Origin of the sequence: Kitasatospora sp. NPDC058243 (genome assembly GCF_042882025.1) — a bacterium.
GTDB lineage: Bacteria > Actinomycetota > Actinomycetes > Streptomycetales > Streptomycetaceae > Kitasatospora.
In genome coordinates this window covers 32,117-50,848 of the sequence record NZ_JBHVWW010000067.1, presented here as the reverse complement: position 1 = coordinate 50,848, position 18,732 = coordinate 32,117, and the positions used below count along the sequence as shown (strand labels likewise).

Here is an 18,732-nt window from a genome sequence, read left to right as displayed (position 1 = left end):
GGGGGGGGGGGGGGGGTGGGGGGGGGGGGGGGAGAAGAAAAGGGCCCCACCCGGAGAAACCCGCCAGCAAAAAAGGGACCTCCCCCCCTTCCCCTCTCTCCCCCCACCACGACCGCAGGTCCGGGGAGAATATGTAGGTCGGTCTACAGATTCGGCAGGCAGGTGCGGGCTCGGGGCTGTGCCGGGTGGGGTGGGGGGTCGGCGAGTTGGGTGCGCAGGCGTAGCAGGGCGTCGCGGATGCGGGTCTTGACGGTGCCGAGGGGGGCGCCGAGGGCTTCGGCGGCCTGGGCTTGGGTGCGGCCGCCGTAGTAGACCAGCAGCAGGCATTCGCGCTGGACGTCGCTGAGGGTGGCCAGGGCGCGGCGGACCCGTTCGCGTTCCCGGCCGCGGTCCAGGTCGCGTTCGACCTGGTCGGCGACCTCGTCGAAGACCGGGGTGTAGGCGCGCAGGGCGGCGGTGCGGTCGCGGTCGGCGGTGGCCTGGGCGGAACGGACCCGGTCGACGGCGCGCCGGTGGGCGAGGGTGAGCATCCAGGGCAGGACCTCGCCGCGTTCGGGGCGGTAGCGCGCCGCCTCCCGCCACACCTGCAGGAACACCTCCTGGGTGACCTCCTCGGCCTGGGCGTGGTCGCGCAGCACCCGCAGCACGAGGCCCAGGACGGTTCCGGCGGTGGCGGCGTACAGCTCCTCGAAGGCCCGCTCGTCGCCGCCGGAAACGCGTGCCGCCAGGGCGCGCAGCCCGGCCTGCCCGCCGTCGCCCGGGGGTTCACTGCCGGGGGGTTCGGTGCCGGGAGTTTTGTCTGCCGGGGGCCGGGTGGCCGGCCGGTCGATCAGTGCGTGCACACTGCGACCGTCTCGGAGCGGCCATCGCCCGGGCTACTCGCATCGTTTGCGCATCGTTGTGCCCGCGCGCCCCCCGGGCTGCCTCGGGTCCCGGCCCGTTCGACCCGTTCGGCCTCGAAGCGTTGTGAGCCGCGTCACTTTCGCGGTGGCGGTGCAGCAGGGCGGCGCCGGGGGCCGTCATGGGGGCGAAGGCGACGGCGGAAGAGTGAGAAGAGTGAAGAGAGCGAGGGCAGCGGGTGAGGCTGCGCAGGGCCAGTCCCGGGATCGACTTCGTCGAGTTCGTACAGCAGCGTTCGGGCGCGCTGTTCCGGACGGCGTACGTGCTCACCGGGGACGCACACACCGCGGAGGACCTCGTCCAGGAGGCGCTGGAACGGTCCTGCCGCAACTGGCGGCGGGTGGCGGCCGCGGAGGCGCCCGAGGCGTACGTGCGCCGGATCCTGGTGAACCTGGTCAACGACCGCTGGCGGCGGCTGAGCCGCTCCGGTGAGCGGCCCGGCGCGGCGCCCGGCGCCGAGCACGCCGACCCGCGCGACGCCTACCGGTCGGTGGAGTTGCGCGCGGAGCTCGTCACGGCGCTGCACACGCTGCCGATGGGGATGCGCACCGTGGTCGTCCTGTACTACCTCCACGACCTGGGGGACCAGGAGATCGCGCAGACGCTGGACATCTCCCCCGGCGCCGTGCGCTCCCAACTCGCCCGCGGCCTCGCGAAACTGCGGTCCGCACTGCCCCGGCAGGACGTCCCGTCCGCGCCGCCGACCTCGCGCGGAGGTGCGTGATGACCCGCTTCCCGTCCCACGATCCCGACCACCCCTCCCCTGGCCCCGGCTCCGCCCCCGACTTCGACCCCGACTTCGACAAGGAACTCCTCGCCGCCATGACCGCATTCGCCGACAACACCCCGGCCCCCGTCATCGACGCCCTCGCCATCCGGCGCACGGTGCGCCGTCGCACCGTGCTCAGCGGCGCGGTGGCGGCGGCCGCGGTGGTCGCCATCGGCACGGGTGCGGCACTGCTCGCGCCGGGTTCGGGTCCGTCGCCCTCCGGCGGCCTGCCCGCGGGCCCCGCGAACGCCTCGGCGCCGATGTCCTCCGGCACGCCCTCCCCCACCGGGTCCGCTCCCGCGCCCGGGCCCTCGATGGCCTTCGGCACCCCCACGCCGCCGCCGATGCAGCCGACCGACGGGGTGCAGGTGAGTGTGCCGCCGGTCGCCAATCTGGCCAAGGACGCGGCCATCAGGGCGCTGGAGACGGCGGAACTGCGCTACGAGGTGCACGAGTTCACCGACTGGAACGTGCCCGCCGGGTCGGTCATCAACTCCGTGCCGCAGGCCGGCCACACCGTACCTGCGCACTCGACGGTCCAGGTGTTCGTCTCCAAGGGCAGGCCGGGCCGATGACCGGCACTGTCGCGTCCAACGCCGCTACGCAAGCTGCGAGTTGACGATATCCTCCGGCCTCCCGCCACACGGGCGGCGAAGCGGCCGGGCAAGGCCGTGCGCAGCAGGGTGGGCGGGCCGTGGACTGGGCCGTGGACTGGGCCGGCCGGGTGAGGAGCGACGCGGTGGCGGCCCCCTGCCCCGGCCCCCTGCTGCGGGCCCCACCTGCGGCGATCTAGGGTGCAGGCATGATCTCCTCACCGATATCCGGCCCCGACCAGGCGATGCAGGTGCTGATGGAGGGCAATGCCCGTTTCGTCGCGGGCAGCCCGGAGCACCCCAACCAGGACGCCGGGCGCAGGGCCGCCCTCGCGCCGGCGCAGCGGCCCTTCGCGGTGCTGTTCGGCTGTTCGGACTCCCGGCTGGCGGCCGAGATCATCTTCGACCGGGGGCTGGGCGACCTGTTCGTGGTGCGGACGGCCGGGCACGTCACCGGGGCGGAGGCGCTGGGCAGCATCGAGTACGGGGTGAGCGTGCTGGAGTGTCCGCTGGTGGTGGTACTGGGGCACGACTCGTGCGGCGCGGTGGGCGCGGCGATCGAGGCGCTGGACCAGGGGCGGCTGCCGGGCGGCTTCGTGCGGGACGTGGTGGAGCGGGTCACCCCGAGCGTGGTGTCGGCCCGGGCCGCGGGCATCGAGGACCCGGACGGGATCGTCGACGAGCACATCCGCCAGACCGTGGACCTGCTGCTGGAGCGTTCCCAGCTGCTGGCCGCCAAGGTGGCCGAGGGCTCGGCGGCCGTCGTGGGCCTGTCCTACCGGCTGCGCGACGGCCAGGCTCGTACGGTGGCCGCTCGCGGTGCGGTCAGCGCCGCGTTCTGACCGTCGGCCCGTACGGGTGCTGAACCGGCCCGTACGGCCGAACCGGCGCGTAGGGCCGGCCAACGTAGGGCCGCCCCGCGTACAGGGCCGTCCGCCGGGGCCGGGAACGCCGTGTCCGATCACCGCCAGCGCCCGCACCCGGGCGGGGGCAGAGTCGGAGGCCGGCAACGGTTTCCCACCCAAGGACGGCATTCCCGTGCACAAGGCCACCGATCTCAAGGTCCTCTACTTCGGCACCCCGGTGGTGCTGATCAGCTCGCGCAACGAGGACGGCGGCGCCAACCTGGCGCCGATGTCCTCGGCGTGGTGGCTGGGGCAGTCCTGCGTGCTGGGCCTCGGCAACACTGCCCAGACGGCCGTCAACCTGCGGCGCGAGGGCGAGTGCGTGCTCAACCTGCCCTCCTCCGGGCAGGTGGACGCCGTCGACGCCCTCGCGCTGCTGACCGCCAACCCGGATGTGACCGAGCGCCGGCGCCAGCAGGGCTACCGCTTCGAGCGGGGCAAGTTCGCCGCCGCCGGGCTCACCGAGCAGCCGTCGGAGCTGGTGCGGGCGCCGCGCGTCGCCGAGTGCCCGGTCCAGTTGGAGTGCCGGTTGGAGGCGGCCACGCCGCTGGCGGGCAACCCGCAGTGCACCGCTTTCGAGGTCACCGTGGTGCGCGCGCACGTGGAGGAGCGCCTGATCGTGCCCGGCACGGACCACTACGTGGACCCGCTCGGCTGGGATCCGCTGATCATGAAGTTCTGCGAGTTCTTCGGCGACGGGCGCCGGCTCGCCCCTTCCCGCCTCGCCGAGGGCTGGCAGATGCCGGGCCGTCTGCCCGCCGGCGTCCGGGCCTGACGCCCCGCCGCAGGTCCGCGAGCCCCCGCCGCCCGCCCGGCCGTCTGGCTTCCCGCCCGGCCGTCCGTCTAGTCGCCCGCCGCGGCGGGCACCAGGTCGTGGAGCAGGAAGTGGAGCTCGGTGTCGTCCGTCGACTCCATCCACAGCCCGTCGGCGTCGAGCACCGAGGCCGCGACCACCCGCGCCTCGGCGACGAGTTCGGGGTGGGAGTCGAAGCCCGGCCGCGGCAGGACGGGGAAGTCGTTGTCCTCGCCGAAGCGCCGTACCTGTTCGATGTCGCCCAGGACGGCGGGCGGCAGCGACTCGTTCGCCCAGGACCACAGCCAGGTCTGCCGGGCGAGGCTGACGCTGCCGATCATCGTGAGCCGGCCGGTGAGGAACACCTCGCTCTTGCGCGACCACTTCCTCCTGCGCGACCAGGTGATCCGCGCGTCGTCCATCGACCAGTGGTACTGCACGTCGCCTGACAGTCCGAAGCGCTCGACCATGAGGGCCTGCCGCGAGCGGGCACGTTCGCGGGCCGCGATCACGACGCCCTCCCACCGGGAGTGGTCGTGCTTCGAGTGGTCGTCCACCGTGCCTCCTCGTACGGAACTGCCGGCAAGATCATCCCATCCGGCCTGCTGCTCCGTCCGGGCCCGTCGGCCCCACCCCGGCGTGATCCGGAAGAGAGCCCCTACGCGCTGGCGCCGCAGGAGTCGCAGATGCGGGTGGCGGGCAGTTGGAGGAAGCAGGAGGGGCAGATCGCCGGGGGGCGGGGCGGGGTGGCGGCGGCCGCCTTGCGGTTGACGGCCGCTTGCAGGCGCGGGGCCAGGGCGGGGGTGCCGCCGTCGGCGGGCAGTTGGGCGCCGAAGTGCCGGTAGCAGGCGAGGCGGGCGGCGGCGGCGTGGTGTTCGCGGTCCATGTCCGCTGCGAGCGGCGGCTGTCCGGCCACGGCCAGTACTTCCTGGTAGCCGACGCCGACCATGCCGTCGGTGGAGTGGACCACCAGTGCGGTCAGCGGCGGGTCCCCGCGGCGGTGTGCCTCGCGCACCACCAGGGCCAGGACTTTGCCGATCCAGGTGCGCTGGTGCACCCGGGTGCGCACGCCGGCCGCCTCCTGGACGGTCTCGGCCAGTTCGGAGTAGGTGATCACCGCGTGGTAGCGGCGGGCCACGTCCACCAGGGCCGGGTAGGCGGCCCTGGTCCAGGCGACCTGGGCCTGGGTGGAGCTGACCGCCGAACCGTCCGCGACCCGCCAGTAGCCGCGCTGTTGCTGTTCCATTCGACCGCCCCTGAAACCTCGTCCGCCGGCCCCCGCCGGGAGCGAGGCTACCCCGCCCTGTGGCGCCCCGGGCCGCCGGGGGCTTGACTTCAAGTGCTGTTGAAGTCGTCGAATAGTCCCGACCGCAGCCGTACGGGCATCGCGGTCGATGCCCCGCCCGTACGGAACGACCCGGGTCCGGGGCCGCCTGCTTCCCGATCGTGCCGCAGGCGGCCCCGGCCCCGTCGTCGTCCGCCGGCCCACCACCCGCCACGGGGCGCAGGCGGGCGTCACCAGCAGAGCCGGGGGCCGGGCGTCACCGGCAGAGCCGCACGGCGGGCTCAGGCCGCCGCTTCGGCGAGGGTGTGGGCGACGAGGGCGTTGGCGTGGCCGTGGCCGAGGCCGTGCTCGGTCTTGAGCCAGGCGACGAGCTCCATGTGCTTGCCGAGCGGGGAGGCCCGGATGAGGTCCTTCCACTCGGCGACGGGTCGGCCGTACTTCTTCTCGATGGACGGGAAGTAGCTGGCGGGGCCCTTGGCGGGGGTGGCGGTCATGGTCGGTACGCCCTTTCGGGAACGGATGCGGTCGCGGTCTACCCAGGTAGGACCGCGACCGCATCGTCAACTCATCGCCCGGCCGAAGTGATCTGCGTCATACTCCGACCTTGCGCTTGGCCCGCCGCCCGGCGACGGGGGCGAGGGCGGGGTCGGCGTTCCAGGCGGCGACGGGGTTGCCGAGCCAGCGGGTGGTGCCGGGGACGTTCTCGCCGCGCATGACCAGGGAGGCGGGGCCGACGGTGGTGCCGGCGCCGAGGGAGGAGTTGAGCAGGACGATGGAGTGCGGGCCGGTGGTGGAGCCGGGGCCGAGGTGGACGGGGCCCAGGCGCATGACCCGGTCGTGGAAGAGGTGGGTCTGCAGGACGGTGCCGCGGTTGACGCTGGCGCCGGCCTCGACGGTGACGAGGTCGCTCTCGGGCAGCCAGTGGGTCTCGCACCACACGCCGCGCCCGATGTGGGCGCCGAGGCTGCGCAGCCAGGCGTTGAGGTAGGGCGTGCCGGTGATGCTGGAGCCGCCGAAGGGCATGGCGAGTTCCTCGACGAAGCTGTCGTAGAGCTCGTTGCGCCACACGAAGGTGGACCACAGGGGGTGTTCGGCGACGCGGAAGCGTCCGACGAGGAGCCACTTGGCGGCGGTGGTGACCAGGCAGGCGATGAGGGCGGCGCCGATGAGGACGAGGCCGGCGGCGGCGAGGGCGCGCGGCAGGCCGTAGTCGTCGCGCAGTTCCTGGAGGGTGGCGAGGACGAGGTCGCCGAGGAGGGCGGCGAGGACGATGGGCAGCAGGCGGCACAGTTCGACGCCGGCGCGGGCCCACATCAGGCGCCGGGGCGGGTTGTAGGTGCGGGCGTCGCCGCCGGCGGCCGCGACGCGCGGCAGGGCGAAGGCGGGGCGGCCGAGCCAGGAGGAGCCTTCGGGGGCGTTGACGGGGGTGTCGGACAGGACGCCGACGAGGGAGTTGTCGGGCAGTCGGCGGCCGGGGCCGACGATGCCGGAGTTGCCGACGAAGGAGCGGCGCCCGACGTGCGAGGGGCCGATGTGCAGCCAGCCGCCGCGCAGTTCGTAGGGGGCGACGAGGGTGTCGTCGGCGAGGAAGGCGCCGTCGTCGACGCGCATCAGGCCGGGCAGGGCGAGGACGGTGGAGGCTTCGACACGGCGGCCGACCTTGGCGCCGAGCAGGCGCAGCCACACCGGGGTGAAGAGGCTGGCGTAGAAGGGGAAGAGGGTGCGCCGGGCGGTGTCGCTGAGCCGGGTGACGGCCCAGGCGCAGTAGGCGACGCGGCCGTGGGCGGGGTGGAAGCCGGGGCGCAGCGGGATGGACAGGAGGCGGACCATGATCGCTATCAGCGTGGCGTGGCACACCAGGGTGAGGGCGGCCAGCGGGATGGTGGCGGGCAGGAGTTGGAGGAGGGCCGCGGTGAGGGTGCGGTCGGTGTCGACCATCGTGAAGACGATGGCGAGGGCGGGGAGGGCGGCGATGATCGGCAGGAGGCCGAAGACGGTCAGGCCGACGCCGTAGGCGAGGTTCCAGAAGCGGGAGCGGGGGGTGGCGGCGGCTGCGGGCCAGGTGGTGCGGGCCTCGGTGGAGGGCCGGGCCGGGGAGCCGTGCCAGTGTTCGCCGGCGGGTACGGCGCCGGTGACGCAGGAGCCGGGGGCGATGTCGGCGCCGGCGCCGATGCGGGCGCCGGGCATGAGGGTGGAGCGGCCGCCGATGCGGGCGCCGTCGCCGATGTCGATGCGGCCGAGGTGGAGGGTGTCGCCGTCGAGCCACCAGCCGGCGATGTCGGCTTCGGGTTCGACGGTGGCGCCGGCGCCGATGCGGGCGAGGCCGGTGACGGGGGGCAGGGTGTGCAGGAGGACGCCGGTGCCGATGCGGCAGCCGAGCGCGCGGGCGTAGCGGCGGGCCCAGGGGGTGCCGGCGAGGGCGCCGACGCCGAAGAGGGTGACGGCGCGTTCGGCGGCCCACAGTCGCAGGTGGGCCTGGCCGCCGCGGGGGTGGCTGCCGGGGCGCAGGCCGGCGGTGAGCAGGCGGGCGCTGCCGGCGGCGAGGAGGGTGCGGCCGGGGGCGCTGTAGAAGAGGAGGAGGCCGGCGGCGACGGGCCACCAGGAGCTGTGCGGGGCCCAGCTGAGTTGGCTGCCGATGAGGTTGTCGAAGGCGGTGAGGGCGAGGATCCAGCGCAGTCCGGAGATGCCGAAGACGCCGAGCAGGATGAGGGTCTGCCACAGGCCGGCGCTGGCGGGGGTGCGGCGCACGGTGCGGACGGGGGCGGGGGTGGGGGTGTGTGCGGCGCCGCCGGTATGAGGGGGGCCGGCGAGGTTGTCGAGGTAGTCGGCGAGGTCGCCGAGAACGGGGTGGGCGTAGAGGTCGGCGACGGAGACGCCGGGGTGGCGGGTGCGCAGTTCGGAGACGAGGCGGGCGGCGGTGAGGCTGGAGCCGCCGAGGGCGAAGAAGTCGTCGCCGTGGCCGGGGGCCGTGCCGAGCATGCTCTCCCAGCGGCCGGCGAGCCAGCCGGCGGTGCCGTCCAGAGGGGCGGCGGTGCCGGGGGTGGCGGTGCCGGTGGTGGCGAGCGGCCAGGGCAGGGCGTTGCGGTCGACCTTGCCGGAGGTGCGGGTGGGCAGGGAGTCGACGAGGGCGAGGACGGGCACGAGCGGGGCGGGCAGGCGTCCGAGCAGGTGCTGGCGGGCGGCGGTGAGGTCGGGGGTGGTGCCGGGCTGGGCGACGAGGTAGCCGACCAGCAGGTCGGCGCCGGCGGGGCTCTTGCGGACGGCAGCGGCCGCGGCGCGGATGCCGGGCAGGGCCTGGAGGGCGGCGTCGATCTCGCCGAGTTCGATGCGCCGGCCGCCGAGTTTGATCTGGTCGTCGGCGCGGCCGACGAAGACGAGGCCTTCGGGGTCGTTGCGCACGAGGTCGCCGCTGCGGTAGACGCGCGGGGAGGCGAGGGCGGGGTGGGCGCTGAACTTCTCGGCGTCCTTGGCGGGGTCGAGGTAGCGGGCGGTGCCGATGCCGGTGATGAGGAGTTCGCCGGTCTCGTACCAGGGGACGGGGTGGCCGGCGGCGTCGACGACGGCGATCTCCCAGCCGTCCAGGGGGGTGCCGATGCGTACGGGCTGGCCGGGGAGCATGCGGGCGGCGGTGGCGACGACGGTGGTCTCGGTGGGGCCGTAGGTGTTCCAGAACTCGCGGCCGGGGGTGGCGAGGCGCTCGACGAGTTCGGCGGGGCAGGCCTCGCCGCCGACGATGATCAGGCGCACGGCGTCCAGGCACTCCTGCGGCCACAGGGCGAGCAGGGTGGGGACGGTGGAGATGGCGGTGATGCGGCGTTCGACGAGCCAGGGGCCGAGGTCGGTGCCGGCCTTGACGAGGGAGCGGGGGGCGGGCACCAGGCAGGCGCCGTGGCGCCAGGCCAGCCACATCTCCTCGCAGGAGGCGTCGAAGGCCACCGACAGGCCGGCCAGGACGCGGTCGCCGGGGCCGAGCGGCTGCTGCCGCAGGAAGAGGCGGGCCTCGGCGTCGACGAAGGCGGCCGCGGAGCGGTGGGTGACGGCGACGCCCTTGGGGCGGCCGGTGGTGCCGGAGGTGAAGATGATCCACGCGTCGTCGGCGGGGGTGGGCCAGGCGGGGTTGCCGCGGGGCCCGGCCCCGGAGCCGGGGGCGAGCCGGCGTTCGGCGCCGAGGACGGCGCACACCTGGGCGTCCTGCCAGATCATGTCGGCGCGCTCGTCGGGGTCGTCGGCGTCGACGGGCACGTAGGCGGCGCCGCAGCGCAGCACGGCCAGGATGGCGACGTACAGGTCGGCGGTGCCGGAGGGGATGCGCACGCCGACCCGGTCCCCGGCGCCGATGCCGTGCCCGGCGAGGACGCCGGCGAGGGTGTCGACCTCGTGCATGAGGGCGCGGTAGTCGAGTACGGCGGTGCCGGTGTCCAGCGCGGGTGCGTGCGGGTGGGCGTCGGCGGTGGCGGTGACGATGTCGAGCAGGCTGCGGGGGTGCGCGGGCCGGACGGCCGGCCAACCGGCGGCGTGAGCGGGCCCGGGACGGTTCAGCGTTCCCGGGCCTGCCATGTCCTGGCGTGCGTCCATAAGGAGTGTCCTCGGCTGGGAGTAGTCATTAAGGATGAATGCGGGGAGTCACCTTGCGTGGTGCCTCACTCACCATGACTCCACTGGGAGCCCGCTGGATGCCGTGGAGGTGGAGTCAAAGGAACTTTTCATTTTCGGCGACATATGGGGGCATCAGGGAACGATTCGAAAGTCATTTCGGGGTTTTTCGATCGCTTTCGGTGGCGAAGGGTAATCGCCGGAGGCAGGAGGCATATGACGGGAAGGCGAAGAGTGGTCTACGCCATAGCGGCGGGGACACTACCGGTAGTGAAAGCGGACCCACCAAATCTGGAGGTTTAGCGATGATGGTGGCCGGATCCCGCCGGTGGCCCGCCGGGGGTGGGGGCGGCCTCGGGGACGGCGCGTCCGGCAGTGCGGAGGGCGGCGCGGAGGGCGGCGTGCGGCTCGTCTGGTACGCGGCGTACGGGTCGAACCTGCACGCCGCCCGGCTCGCCTGCTACCTGCGCGGCGGCCGCCCCGACGGCGGCGCGCACACCTACCCCGGCTGCCGCGACCACCACCCGCCGCGCCGGGACGTGGCCACGACCCTGCCCGGCACGCTGTACTTCGCGCGGGAGTCGGCGGTGTGGGGCGGCGGCAGCGGCTTCTACGATCCGGACGCACCGGGCGAACTCCCCTGCCGCGCCTACTTGATGACGGTCAGTCAGTTCAGCGACATCGCCGCCCAGGAGATGCGCCGCTCCCCCGACACCGACCTCGACCTCACTCGCACCCTCACGCACGGACGCGACCGGCTCGGGCCCGGCCGGTACGAGACGCTGGTACACGCGGGCGAGTTGGACGGGCACCCACTGCTGACCTTCACCGCCCCCGAAGGCCTGGCCGGCGCCGCACTCAATCCACCCTCGGCGCCCTATCTGCGCACCCTGGCCGCAGGCCTGGCCGAGTCCCACGGCTGGAACGCGCGCCACTGCGCCGACTACCTGGCCTCCCGCCCGGGCGCCGCCGGGCACTGGAACCCGGCGGACGTCCTGGCCGCACTGGGCGGTGGTCTGGACCTTTAGGTGTTGTTCACCCCGTGGTGACCGTACGGTGACAACTGCGCGGGTTCCGGCCACATCAGGCAAAGGAAACGCCAGGCCACCGCACGGACGGCCCGGCGCTTCCCGCCGGCGGGTGGCGGCGGCCGGCGGCGGCCACCCGGCGGCTTCGTCAAAGGCGGTTTTAAGATCACGCCCTTCAGCTTGAGCGTTGGCCGTGCAGGAGGAGGGGGACGGCGCGGTTGGCGAGCGCTTCGGCAGCGCGGGCGGCCTGAGCGGGGGCCATGACGTCCGGGAGTTCGTGGGCGGGGACGAAGCGGGCGCCGAACAGGCCGCTGCGGTGCCGGGGCGGGACGGTGAGGCGGGTGTCGTCGCGCACGGTGCCGCCGTCGAAGACCAGGTTGAGGCGTTCCAGGTAACGGTCGGCGGGGGTGAAGTCGACAGCCAGGACGTCGGCGAGACGCAGGTTGAGGCCGGTCTCGGCGAGGAGGCGGCGGGCGGCGGCGAGGTTGGGGGGCTCGTTGGGTTGGGCGGCGCCGCCGGGCAGGATCATCCCGTCCATGTAGTCCGGGTCGACGAGCAGGACGTCGCCGCGCGGGTTGCGGACGAGGGCGAGGCAGCCGAGCCGGCACACGGGCGGCTTGGCGAGAAGGCGGGGGTCGCGCATCGGGGGTTCACTTCCTGAGGGCGGCAAGGAGTACGAGGGAGAAGCCCGCCCACCACAGCAGGTGGACCAGGAGTTCAGCCGTCACGCGTGAGGCGCTCGTAACGCAGGCCCTTGCGCAACAGGTCGACCACCCGCAGGAGTTCGGACGGACGGGCGCAGCCCAAGCTGACGAGGTAGCAGCCCGTCCTGCGGCCGTGCTCCCAATCCACCTCGATGGACGGCAGCTTCACCCCGGCCAGGGCGAGGACAGTGGTCAGGTCGTCGACGACGTCGGCCGCCTGGCGTCGCTGGTCTGCCGTGGCGCGGTTGAGGACGGATCCCATCACGCCCCCACCTGCCGCCGAACCTCGAACCCCCGCCAGGCGCTGTAGGCGGCGGAGAACGAGGAGAAGGAGGCCAGCTCACCCGAGGTGCCGCTGCGCAGCCACTCCCCCGTCGTCTCGTTCCGCACCCGGTAACACCGGCCCTCCGGGTCCCACCGCACCCCGTAGCCGTGCAGCCGGGGCACTTGGACATCACCCATGGGAGTAACCTTCCGCTGTCGATCCTTCACGTTCTGTGTGGGAAAGACTTGCGGAACGACCCCCTCCTAGGGAAGCATCTGAAGTCGCCAGTTCAGCATGGTTCAGTTGGGAAGCATCATGAACCGTAAGAAGCTTGATCCTGCGTCATCTCCCTACGCGACCCTCGGGATTCAGCTCCGCCGTTCACGCGAGGCACGCGGCCTGACCCAGACGGAACTCGGAGAGGCCATCGCCTACTCCGGCGCCTACATCTCCAGCATCGAGCGCGGCATCCGCGCGCCGAGCCGCCGATTCGTCGATCTCGTGGACGAGCACCTCGCCACCGGCGGCACGCTCGGCCTGATGCTCGACCAGCTCGAACACAGCATCCTGATAGAGGGTTTCCCTGAGTACGCCGACAAGGAAGCCGAGGCGACCACCATCCGGCTCTTCCAGATCGGGGTCATCTCAGGGCTGCTGCAGACTCCCGAGTATGCGGCAGCCTATGAACAGGCACCGGTCACGCGCGGGACCGTCACTCAGCAGCAGGCCGACGAGCGCATGCGGTTCCTCCTCACCCGACAGGAACGGATCAACCGACCGTCTCCGCCATACGTCCAGGCCGTACTCGACGAGTGGAGCCTGCGACGGCCAATCGGCGGACCAGCGGTGATGGTGAGCCAGCTGGCCCACCTGGAGGAGTTGGCCGGTCTACCGAACATGACCATCCAGGTAGCTCCGCTCGGTCTCGGAGAGCACCGGCCGTTCGCACACCCGGTGACGCTTCTGACGATGCCGAATCGTTCGCTGCTCGGCTATTCGGAGAGCCACCTGCGCGGCCATCTGGAGCGCGACGCCGAAACCCTCGCAGGCTGGGCCAGGGAGTACGATCGGCTGCAAGCCGAGGCACTGCCTCTGGCCCCGTCGCTTGAGCTGATCCGCGCAGTACGGAAGGAACTTGAAAGTGCACCTTGACCTATCCGGCGCTCGCTGGCGCAAGAGCACGTTCAGCGGCCAAGGCGGCGAATGCATCGAGGTAGCGGACGGCTTCCCCGGTATCGTCCCGGTCCGCGACTCCAAGGACCCCGACGGCCAAGCCCTCGCCTTCCCCGCCGATGCCTGGCAGGCCTTCGTCACCGCCGTCGGCGCCGGCGAGTTCGACGCCAACTAGGCCTACCTGACGCCAGAGTGGGAAGTCATCCCCACCGACTTCCCACTCCACCCACAGGAGGCAACCGCGATGGCAACCACCTGGCGCAAGAGTTCACACAGTGGCCAGGGCGGCCAGTGCATCGAGGTCGCCGACGGCTTCAGTGGCGTGCAGCCCGTGCGCGATTCCAAGGACCCCGACGGGCCCGTCCTCTGCTTCCCCTCCCCCGCCTGGCAGGCCTTCGTCACCGCCACCCGCACCGGCGAGTTCGACGACCGGTAGACCCCGCCTCTCGGCGAAGTGACCCGTGGCCTGCGGAGGAGGAAGCCGACTGCGGCGAGGACCCGGCCGTTCTCCGGCCGGATCCACGCGGCCTTCTCGATCGGCTCGGGCATCGTGTGCGCCCTCGTCAGGCCGCGACGGGCGCGCCGGCGACGCGGCGTTCGCCGCCGTTGCGCTCGCGCCACGCCCGGTAGACGTCGATGGCCGCGTCGCTGGGCCGGTAGCGCATCGGCAGCCGTCGCTCGTCCCAGTTCTTGGCGAACTCGGTGTAGAAGGTGGCGAGTTCGAAGTACTTGCGGTCGTCGACGTAGTGCGGTTCGTAGTCGTCGCGGGTGGTGAGGAAGACGACCTCGTCAGGACTGCAGTAATACAGCGAGCCCAGGCACATCGGGCAGGGGTGGGCGAGGACGTAGATGGTGGTGCCGGTCAGGTGCTCGGTGCCGAGCCTCGTGCAGGCGTCGCGGATGGCGAGGATCTCGGCGTGCGCGGTGGGGTCGCCGGTCTGGGCGACCTTGTTCGCACTCTCGGCGAGGATCTCGCCGTCCTTGACGATGACGGTGGCGAACGGGCGCCCGCCTTCGGCGACGTTGCGACGGGCGAGGTCGATGGTGTGCTGGGCGAAGTCCACGGTGGCGGTTCCTTGCTGGTCAGGGGCGGGACGGCGGGCCGGGGGGACCTGTCGGTCCGCCCCGGCCCGCCCGGGGGTCAGAACGGCTTGGTGGGCAGGTACTTGCCGTCCAGGGTGATGACGGCGCGGTGGCCGCCCTCGGGGTCCTCGACGGTCTTGACGTCGAGCTTGAAGTTGATGGCGCTGATGATGCCGTCGCCGAGCTGCTCGTGGACCAGGGCCTTGAGGGTGGTGCCGTAGACCTGGAGCATCTCGTAGAAGCGGTAGATGGTCGGGTCGGTGGGGATGCCGCCGGGGATGCTGCCGCGCAGCGGGATGGTCTGGAGCAGCCGGGCCGCGTCCTCGTCCAGGCCCAGGAGTTCGGTGACGGCCTTGGCCGCGTCGGCGGGCAGGGCGTGCTGGCCGAGCAGGGCGGCGGTGACGAAGGCGACGGACAGGCCGGTCGTGTCGGCGAGCTCCTGCCAGGTGAGGTCCTTGCGGATCTTGGCGTCGACGACCTCCAGGGCGAGCTGCTGACGGGCGGTCTGGTCGAACTGCGCGTGCACCATGGGGTGAGCCTTTCGGGGATGGGTCCGGGGCGGGTGCCCGGACCTGGTCTGGGGGTGGTGGGAGGGAGTGGTCGGAGGGGACGCGGTGGTCAGCCTGCCAGGGCGACGAACCGTCCGCTGTCGGTGTCGAGCGTCTCGGCGGAGCCGGATCCGATGTCGTAGACCCAACCGTGCAGGGTCAACCTGCCCTGCACCAGGGCCTTGGCCACCGACGGGTGGGTCTTCAGGTTGGCCAGCTGGGCGAGGACGTTGTCCTTCACCAGGGCGGCGACCCGCTCCGCGCCGGCCGGGTGCCCGCCCGCGTCGGTGCGGGCCTTGGCGACGTCCGCGTGGTGCAGCCAGGTGGCGACGGCGGGCAGGCCGGTGAGGTCGCCGCCGGAGGCGAGGGCGGTCATCGCGCCGCACGCGGAGTGCCCGCAGACGATCACGTCCGTGACCCCGAGCACGCCGACCGCGTACTCGATGCTCGCCGCGACACCGTCCGCGCCCCGGGTGTACGGGGGCACGAGGTTGCCGGCGGTGCGGATGACGAACAGCTCGCCCGGATCGGTCTGGGTGATCAGCTCCGGCACGACCCGGGCGTCCGAGCAGCCGATGAACAGCGCGGTCGGCTGATGGGTGGTGGCGAGCCTCTTGAACAGTGCCGCCCGGGTCGGGAACACGTCCCGGCTGAACCGCTGGAAACCCTGCGCCATCTCGTTCATGAGGTCACTCCTTCTTCGACGACCGTTGGTGCCTGCCGATGACCTCAACGATGCATGACCTGGCCCTATAGCGTCCAAGACGTGGTAACCATCATTGCCATCAGTACTGCCTATAGTTGGCTCATGGAACTGCGCCACCTCCGGTACCTGCTCGCCGTGGCCGAGCACGCCAACTTCACCCGCGCCGCCGAAGCCCTGCACGTCTCGCAGCCGACCCTCTCGCAGCAGATCAAGCAGCTGGAGGGCTCTCTGCACGTGCAGCTCCTCGACCGCTCCGGGCGCACCGTGCGCCTCACCGACGCCGGCCAGGCCTACGCCCACTACGCGCGCCGGGCCCTGCGCGACCTCGCGGCGGCCGAGCGCGCGGTGCGGGACGTCAAGGACCTCTCACGCGGCACCCTGCGCCTGGCCGTGACCCCGACCTTCACCGCCTACCTGACCGGGCCCCTCATCGGGGACTTCCACGCGCGCCACCCCGGGATCAGCCTGGACGTCCGCGAGATGGCACAGGAACGCATCGAGTCCGAGCTGGCCGCCGACCAGCTCGACCTCGGCATCGCCTTCGGCGGAGCGCACCTGCCGGCCGTCACCGCCACCACCCTGTTCACCGAGCACCTCGGCCTCGTCGTCGCCTCCGACCACCCGTACGCGGCCCACTCGGGCCCGCTCCCGGTCCGCGAGCTGGGCGACCAGCAACTCGCCCTGCTCAGCGGTGACTTCGCGACCCGGCAGCACATCGACCGGTTCCTCTCCGACCACCGGGTCCGGTCGCGGATCGCCATCGAGGCCAATTCCGTCAGCGCGCTCGTCGCGATCGTCCAACGCACCGGCCTCGCCACCGTGCTACCCGACGCCACCACCCGCGAACACCCCCACCTGCGCTCCGTCCCGGTCGACCCGCCGCTCCCCTCGCGCGCCGTCGCCCTGCTCCGCCGGGACACCGCCTACCAGAGCGCCGCCGCCCGCTCCTTCAGCGACCTCGCCCGGCACCGCGCCCACACCTTCGACCACACCCCCGACGGCCCGGCCTGAAGCGGGCCCGCCCGTCCGCGCCCTGCGGACCGGCGGGCCCGGTCACGCACTCAGGACGAACCCTCACCACGGATCAGCCGCAGCGCCGGCCCCGCACGCCCGGCCCCTCGCCCGGCCCTGCGCCGCTCGGCTTCCCGCTCGGCCTCCTGTTCGGCCACCAGGTCCGCCGACACGCGGGCGCCCAACGCCCGCAGCTCGGCCTTGCGCTCCTCGTCGGCCTCCTCGTCGCCCGGGTAGGCGGCCACGTACTTGACGCCGTGCTCGTCCTCCCAGGCATAGCTGCGGTACTGCGTCGCCTCGTCCGCCACAGGGAACCTCCGCTCCTCGTCTTCGGGGTGACCCACCGTAGGCGACCGACCTGCACCGGAAAAGGAGCCGTGACGCCCGCACCTCACATCCCGTCACGCGGCTGACGGGCCGCTTGCCGCCCTCAGGCCCCGGGCCACGTCCCCCTCACGGGCCGTTCGTCGCCGACGGCCGTTCCCCCGATCGAGGGAAGCGGCGCCCGTCCGTGCGCTCGTCGGGGGCCGAACCGAGACACTGAGGCCATGAGGATCTGGAACGGACCCGTCCTGGGCGTGGTGGCACTGGCCGCCGCCGCGATGCCGAGCCTGCTCACCACGGTGCCGGCGCAGGCACAGGCCGCCGGCCTGGCGGTGGCCGCCCACTCCGCCGAGCGCACGTCCCGGCGCGACGTCTACGTGCCGCGCATTCTCTCCCCTCGGGCGGGGGCGCTCTGGCGGGTCGGCGAGCGGGTCGAAGTCACCTGGGACGTCTCGGATCCGCCGGCGCAGATCACCAACCGCACGGGGTCCATCACCTTGCGCGCAGGCGGCGTCACCCTCCTCGACCGCGTCCTCGCCAGTGACTTCGACATCCTGCTGGGACGGATGGAGGTGACCGTGCCGGACGTCCCCCCTGGAGACGACTACCGGGTCGTCCTGTCCGGTGATTCCGGCAACTGGTCCGAGCCCTTCACGATCACGTCGGACGGCCGGGCCGCCCCACCGCCGGGTGCGCCGACTACTCGGCGTCGGTGAAACTGACCGAACCGATGCCGCTTCGGGTGCTCGAACCACCCGACCTGATGGTCCCGATCTCGTCCTGGCAACCGGCGCCGAGGAAGACGGCCACCTCCGCGTCGGTGTCGTTGTACAGCTCGGCGACACGGCGGCCGAGGTCGTAGCACCGGTCACCCTCGGGGTTCTCCAGCGTGTGCTCCTGGTTGTTGCTGATGTAGGTGAAAGTCCCCTCCGCGGCTTGGGCGTTGGCCGGGACCGCGATGCACAGAACCGCAGCGGCACCGACGGTGACCAGCGTCCTTCCGAGGCTCTTCACGGACTCGTCTCCTTTGAACGGCGGGCTTCCTCAGCGCTGCCAGTGTGGCCGTTCGGACACGCGAGGACGCGGGACGTCACCCGAATGGACCTTCGACGGCGTTTCCCCGCCCCCCGAAGAGCGGTGTCGGGCGATAGGAGGGTGCGCACCCCGAGCCGCCGCCACCGGCCAACTTCTTTGTGTCATCTGCCAGTACGGCGGCCCGGCGGGGCGGAGGAGACTTTCCGCCACGGCCGCGACCCGGCGGGCGACACACAGGAGGGGCGGCACGTGGGCGTGCAGCAGTACGACGGGATCGGCGAGGCGTTCGAGGGGTTCAAGTCCCTGCCCTTGATCCGCTACGGGGAGGTGCCGAGCTTCCTGGGCCTGGTCGGGGACGTGGCCGGCCGGTCGGTCCTCGACCTGGCGTGCGGCACCGGCTTCTACAGCAGGGAGTTCAAGCGGCGCGGCGCCACCGACGTCCTCGGCGTCGACATCTCCACCGAGATGGTCGCCGCCGCGCGCACGATCGAGCGGCGCGACCCGCTGGGAGTGCGCTACGAGGTCGGCGACGTGGCCGAACTACGGCCCCTCGAGCGGAAGTTCGACATCGCACTGGGAGTTCAGTGCCTCAACTACGCCGAGGACGTCGCGGCGATGGAGCGGATGTGCCGCAACATCCACCGGAGCCTGGTACCGGGCGGGGAGTTCTTCGTGCTCGCCCAGAAACCCGACTACCGCTTCGACTGCCCCTCCCTGGACAAGTACGGGTTCCGCTGCGAGCCGACCGGCGAGGAGATCGAGACGGGCCCGCAGGTGCGGATCACCGCCCTCCTCGACCCGCAGCCGATCAGCATCGTGGGCGCGGCCCCGCGCCGCGAGGTCTACGAGGAGTGCCTGCGGGCGGCCGGGTTCGGCGACGCCGAGTGGGTCCCGCTGCAGGTGTCCGAAGCCGGCCTGCGCGAGTTCGGCGAGGACTTCTGGGCGGACCTCCTCGCCAGCCCGCCACTGGAACTGCTGCGCTGCCGCGCCTGACCGGCCCGGAGCGGCCGGCCCGGC

The 18,732-nt window shown here is 72.7% G+C and carries 24 protein-coding genes; 11 read left to right on the top strand and 13 right to left on the bottom strand.

Annotation, left to right across the window (positions count from 1 at the left end):
• Positions 1-143 precede the first annotated feature (143 nt).
• Positions 144-737, bottom strand: a complete 594-nt coding sequence (gene sigK / locus ACFVX9_RS32170; RefSeq protein WP_387984955.1) for an ECF RNA polymerase sigma factor SigK — start codon at positions 735-737, stop codon at positions 144-146.
• A 347-nt stretch (positions 738-1,084) separates the two neighbouring features.
• Between sigK and ACFVX9_RS32165 the strand changes: the two genes are divergently transcribed.
• The 4 genes from ACFVX9_RS32165 (at position 1,085) to ACFVX9_RS32150 (ending at position 3,942) form a co-directional block, all read left to right on the top strand.
• Positions 1,085-1,624, top strand: coding sequence for a SigE family RNA polymerase sigma factor (locus ACFVX9_RS32165; protein WP_380376134.1), 540 nt, complete (start codon positions 1,085-1,087; stop codon positions 1,622-1,624).
• A complete protein-coding gene (locus tag ACFVX9_RS32160) occupies positions 1,624-2,244 on the top strand; it encodes a PASTA domain-containing protein (protein ID WP_380376066.1) in 621 nt (206 codons plus the stop codon). Before ACFVX9_RS32165 ends, ACFVX9_RS32160 begins: the two co-directional genes overlap by 1 nt.
• A gap of 227 nt (positions 2,245-2,471) precedes the next feature.
• Positions 2,472-3,104, top strand: coding sequence for a carbonic anhydrase (locus tag ACFVX9_RS32155; protein WP_387984939.1), 633 nt, complete (start codon positions 2,472-2,474; stop codon positions 3,102-3,104).
• 196 nt (positions 3,105-3,300) lie between these two features.
• A complete protein-coding gene (locus ACFVX9_RS32150) occupies positions 3,301-3,942 on the top strand; it encodes a flavin reductase family protein (protein ID WP_387984937.1) in 642 nt (213 codons plus the stop codon).
• Between the two features lie 68 nt (positions 3,943-4,010).
• Here the strand turns inward: ACFVX9_RS32150 and ACFVX9_RS32145 are convergent, their stop codons facing one another.
• The 4 genes from ACFVX9_RS32145 to ACFVX9_RS32130 form a co-directional block, all read right to left on the bottom strand.
• On the bottom strand, positions 4,011-4,517 hold the full coding sequence (locus tag ACFVX9_RS32145) for a DUF6882 domain-containing protein (protein ID WP_387984934.1): 507 nt from the start codon (positions 4,515-4,517) through the stop codon (positions 4,011-4,013).
• Between the two features lie 101 nt (positions 4,518-4,618).
• Positions 4,619-5,206 carry a hypothetical protein gene (locus ACFVX9_RS32140; RefSeq protein WP_063352909.1) on the bottom strand — a complete coding sequence of 196 codons (588 nt, stop codon included), beginning with the start codon at positions 5,204-5,206 and terminating at the stop codon, positions 4,619-4,621.
• Positions 5,207-5,526: 320 nt separating this feature from the next.
• A complete protein-coding gene (locus ACFVX9_RS32135) occupies positions 5,527-5,739 on the bottom strand; it encodes a DUF4287 domain-containing protein (protein WP_063352910.1) in 213 nt (70 codons plus the stop codon).
• 97 nt (positions 5,740-5,836) lie between these two features.
• Positions 5,837-9,820 (bottom strand): Pls/PosA family non-ribosomal peptide synthetase, encoded by a 3,984-nt coding sequence (locus tag ACFVX9_RS32130; RefSeq protein ID WP_387984931.1) that lies wholly within the window; start codon positions 9,818-9,820, stop codon positions 5,837-5,839.
• A gap of 323 nt (positions 9,821-10,143) precedes the next feature.
• On the opposite strand from ACFVX9_RS32130, the gene ACFVX9_RS32125 reads away from it, so the two are divergent.
• On the top strand, positions 10,144-10,866 hold the full coding sequence (locus ACFVX9_RS32125) for a histone deacetylase (RefSeq protein WP_387984928.1): 723 nt from the start codon (positions 10,144-10,146) through the stop codon (positions 10,864-10,866).
• 175 nt (positions 10,867-11,041) lie between these two features.
• Here the strand turns inward: ACFVX9_RS32125 and ACFVX9_RS32120 are convergent, their stop codons facing one another.
• The 3 genes from ACFVX9_RS32120 to ACFVX9_RS32110 all read right to left on the bottom strand — a co-directional run bounded on the left by ACFVX9_RS32120 (position 11,042) and on the right by ACFVX9_RS32110 (position 12,032).
• Positions 11,042-11,509: an NUDIX domain-containing protein gene (locus ACFVX9_RS32120; protein WP_387984925.1), complete on the bottom strand. Its 468-nt coding sequence runs from the start codon at positions 11,507-11,509 to the stop codon at positions 11,042-11,044.
• A 74-nt stretch (positions 11,510-11,583) separates the two neighbouring features.
• A complete protein-coding gene (locus tag ACFVX9_RS32115) occupies positions 11,584-11,832 on the bottom strand; it encodes a hypothetical protein (protein ID WP_387984922.1) in 249 nt (82 codons plus the stop codon).
• Positions 11,832-12,032 carry a hypothetical protein gene (locus tag ACFVX9_RS32110; RefSeq protein WP_387984919.1) on the bottom strand — a complete coding sequence of 67 codons (201 nt, stop codon included), beginning with the start codon at positions 12,030-12,032 and terminating at the stop codon, positions 11,832-11,834. The genes ACFVX9_RS32115 and ACFVX9_RS32110 overlap by 1 nt, the downstream gene beginning before the upstream one ends.
• Positions 12,033-12,150: 118 nt before the next feature.
• On the opposite strand from ACFVX9_RS32110, the gene ACFVX9_RS32105 reads away from it, so the two are divergent.
• The 3 genes from ACFVX9_RS32105 (at position 12,151) to ACFVX9_RS32095 (ending at position 13,444) form a co-directional block, all read left to right on the top strand.
• Positions 12,151-12,987 carry a helix-turn-helix domain-containing protein gene (locus ACFVX9_RS32105; RefSeq protein WP_387984915.1) on the top strand — a complete coding sequence of 279 codons (837 nt, stop codon included), beginning with the start codon at positions 12,151-12,153 and terminating at the stop codon, positions 12,985-12,987.
• On the top strand, positions 12,977-13,183 hold the full coding sequence (locus ACFVX9_RS32100; RefSeq protein WP_387984912.1) for a DUF397 domain-containing protein: 207 nt from the start codon (positions 12,977-12,979) through the stop codon (positions 13,181-13,183). Before ACFVX9_RS32105 ends, ACFVX9_RS32100 begins: the two co-directional genes overlap by 11 nt.
• 69 nt (positions 13,184-13,252) lie before the next feature.
• Positions 13,253-13,444, top strand: a complete 192-nt coding sequence (locus ACFVX9_RS32095; protein ID WP_387984909.1) for a DUF397 domain-containing protein — start codon at positions 13,253-13,255, stop codon at positions 13,442-13,444.
• Between the two features lie 127 nt (positions 13,445-13,571).
• On the opposite strand, the gene ACFVX9_RS32090 is transcribed toward ACFVX9_RS32095, so the two are convergent.
• The 3 genes from ACFVX9_RS32090 to ACFVX9_RS32080 all read right to left on the bottom strand — a co-directional run bounded on the left by ACFVX9_RS32090 (position 13,572) and on the right by ACFVX9_RS32080 (position 15,324).
• Complete coding sequence (locus tag ACFVX9_RS32090; protein WP_363378168.1) at positions 13,572-14,072, bottom strand: nucleoside deaminase; 501 nt, start codon at positions 14,070-14,072, stop codon at positions 13,572-13,574.
• A gap of 77 nt (positions 14,073-14,149) precedes the next feature.
• Complete coding sequence (gene cynS, locus ACFVX9_RS32085) at positions 14,150-14,620, bottom strand: cyanase (RefSeq protein ID WP_063352917.1); 471 nt, start codon at positions 14,618-14,620, stop codon at positions 14,150-14,152.
• Positions 14,621-14,709: 89 nt separating this feature from the next.
• Complete coding sequence (locus ACFVX9_RS32080; RefSeq protein WP_387984904.1) at positions 14,710-15,324, bottom strand: carbonic anhydrase; 615 nt, start codon at positions 15,322-15,324, stop codon at positions 14,710-14,712.
• 123 nt (positions 15,325-15,447) lie between these two features.
• Between ACFVX9_RS32080 and cynR the strand changes: the two genes are divergently transcribed.
• Entirely contained in the window at positions 15,448-16,356 is a 909-nt protein-coding gene (cynR, locus tag ACFVX9_RS32075) for a transcriptional regulator CynR (protein ID WP_387984901.1), read from the top strand.
• 50 nt (positions 16,357-16,406) lie between these two features.
• On the opposite strand, the gene ACFVX9_RS32070 is transcribed toward cynR, so the two are convergent.
• Positions 16,407-16,664 (bottom strand): hypothetical protein, encoded by a 258-nt coding sequence (locus tag ACFVX9_RS32070; protein WP_387984898.1) that lies wholly within the window; start codon positions 16,662-16,664, stop codon positions 16,407-16,409.
• Positions 16,665-16,904: 240 nt separating this feature from the next.
• On the opposite strand from ACFVX9_RS32070, the gene ACFVX9_RS32065 reads away from it, so the two are divergent.
• Entirely contained in the window at positions 16,905-17,396 is a 492-nt protein-coding gene (locus tag ACFVX9_RS32065; RefSeq protein WP_387984896.1) for a Ser-Thr-rich GPI-anchored membrane family protein, read from the top strand.
• On the opposite strand, the gene ACFVX9_RS32060 is transcribed toward ACFVX9_RS32065, so the two are convergent.
• Positions 17,380-17,694, bottom strand: coding sequence for a hypothetical protein (locus tag ACFVX9_RS32060; protein ID WP_380376089.1), 315 nt, complete (start codon positions 17,692-17,694; stop codon positions 17,380-17,382). The genes ACFVX9_RS32065 and ACFVX9_RS32060 overlap by 17 nt on opposite strands.
• A gap of 270 nt (positions 17,695-17,964) precedes the next feature.
• Here ACFVX9_RS32060 and ACFVX9_RS32055 point away from each other — a divergent pair, with 270 nt between their 5' ends.
• A complete protein-coding gene (locus ACFVX9_RS32055; RefSeq protein WP_387984893.1) occupies positions 17,965-18,708 on the top strand; it encodes a class I SAM-dependent methyltransferase in 744 nt (247 codons plus the stop codon).
• Positions 18,709-18,732: the final 24 nt, after the last annotated feature.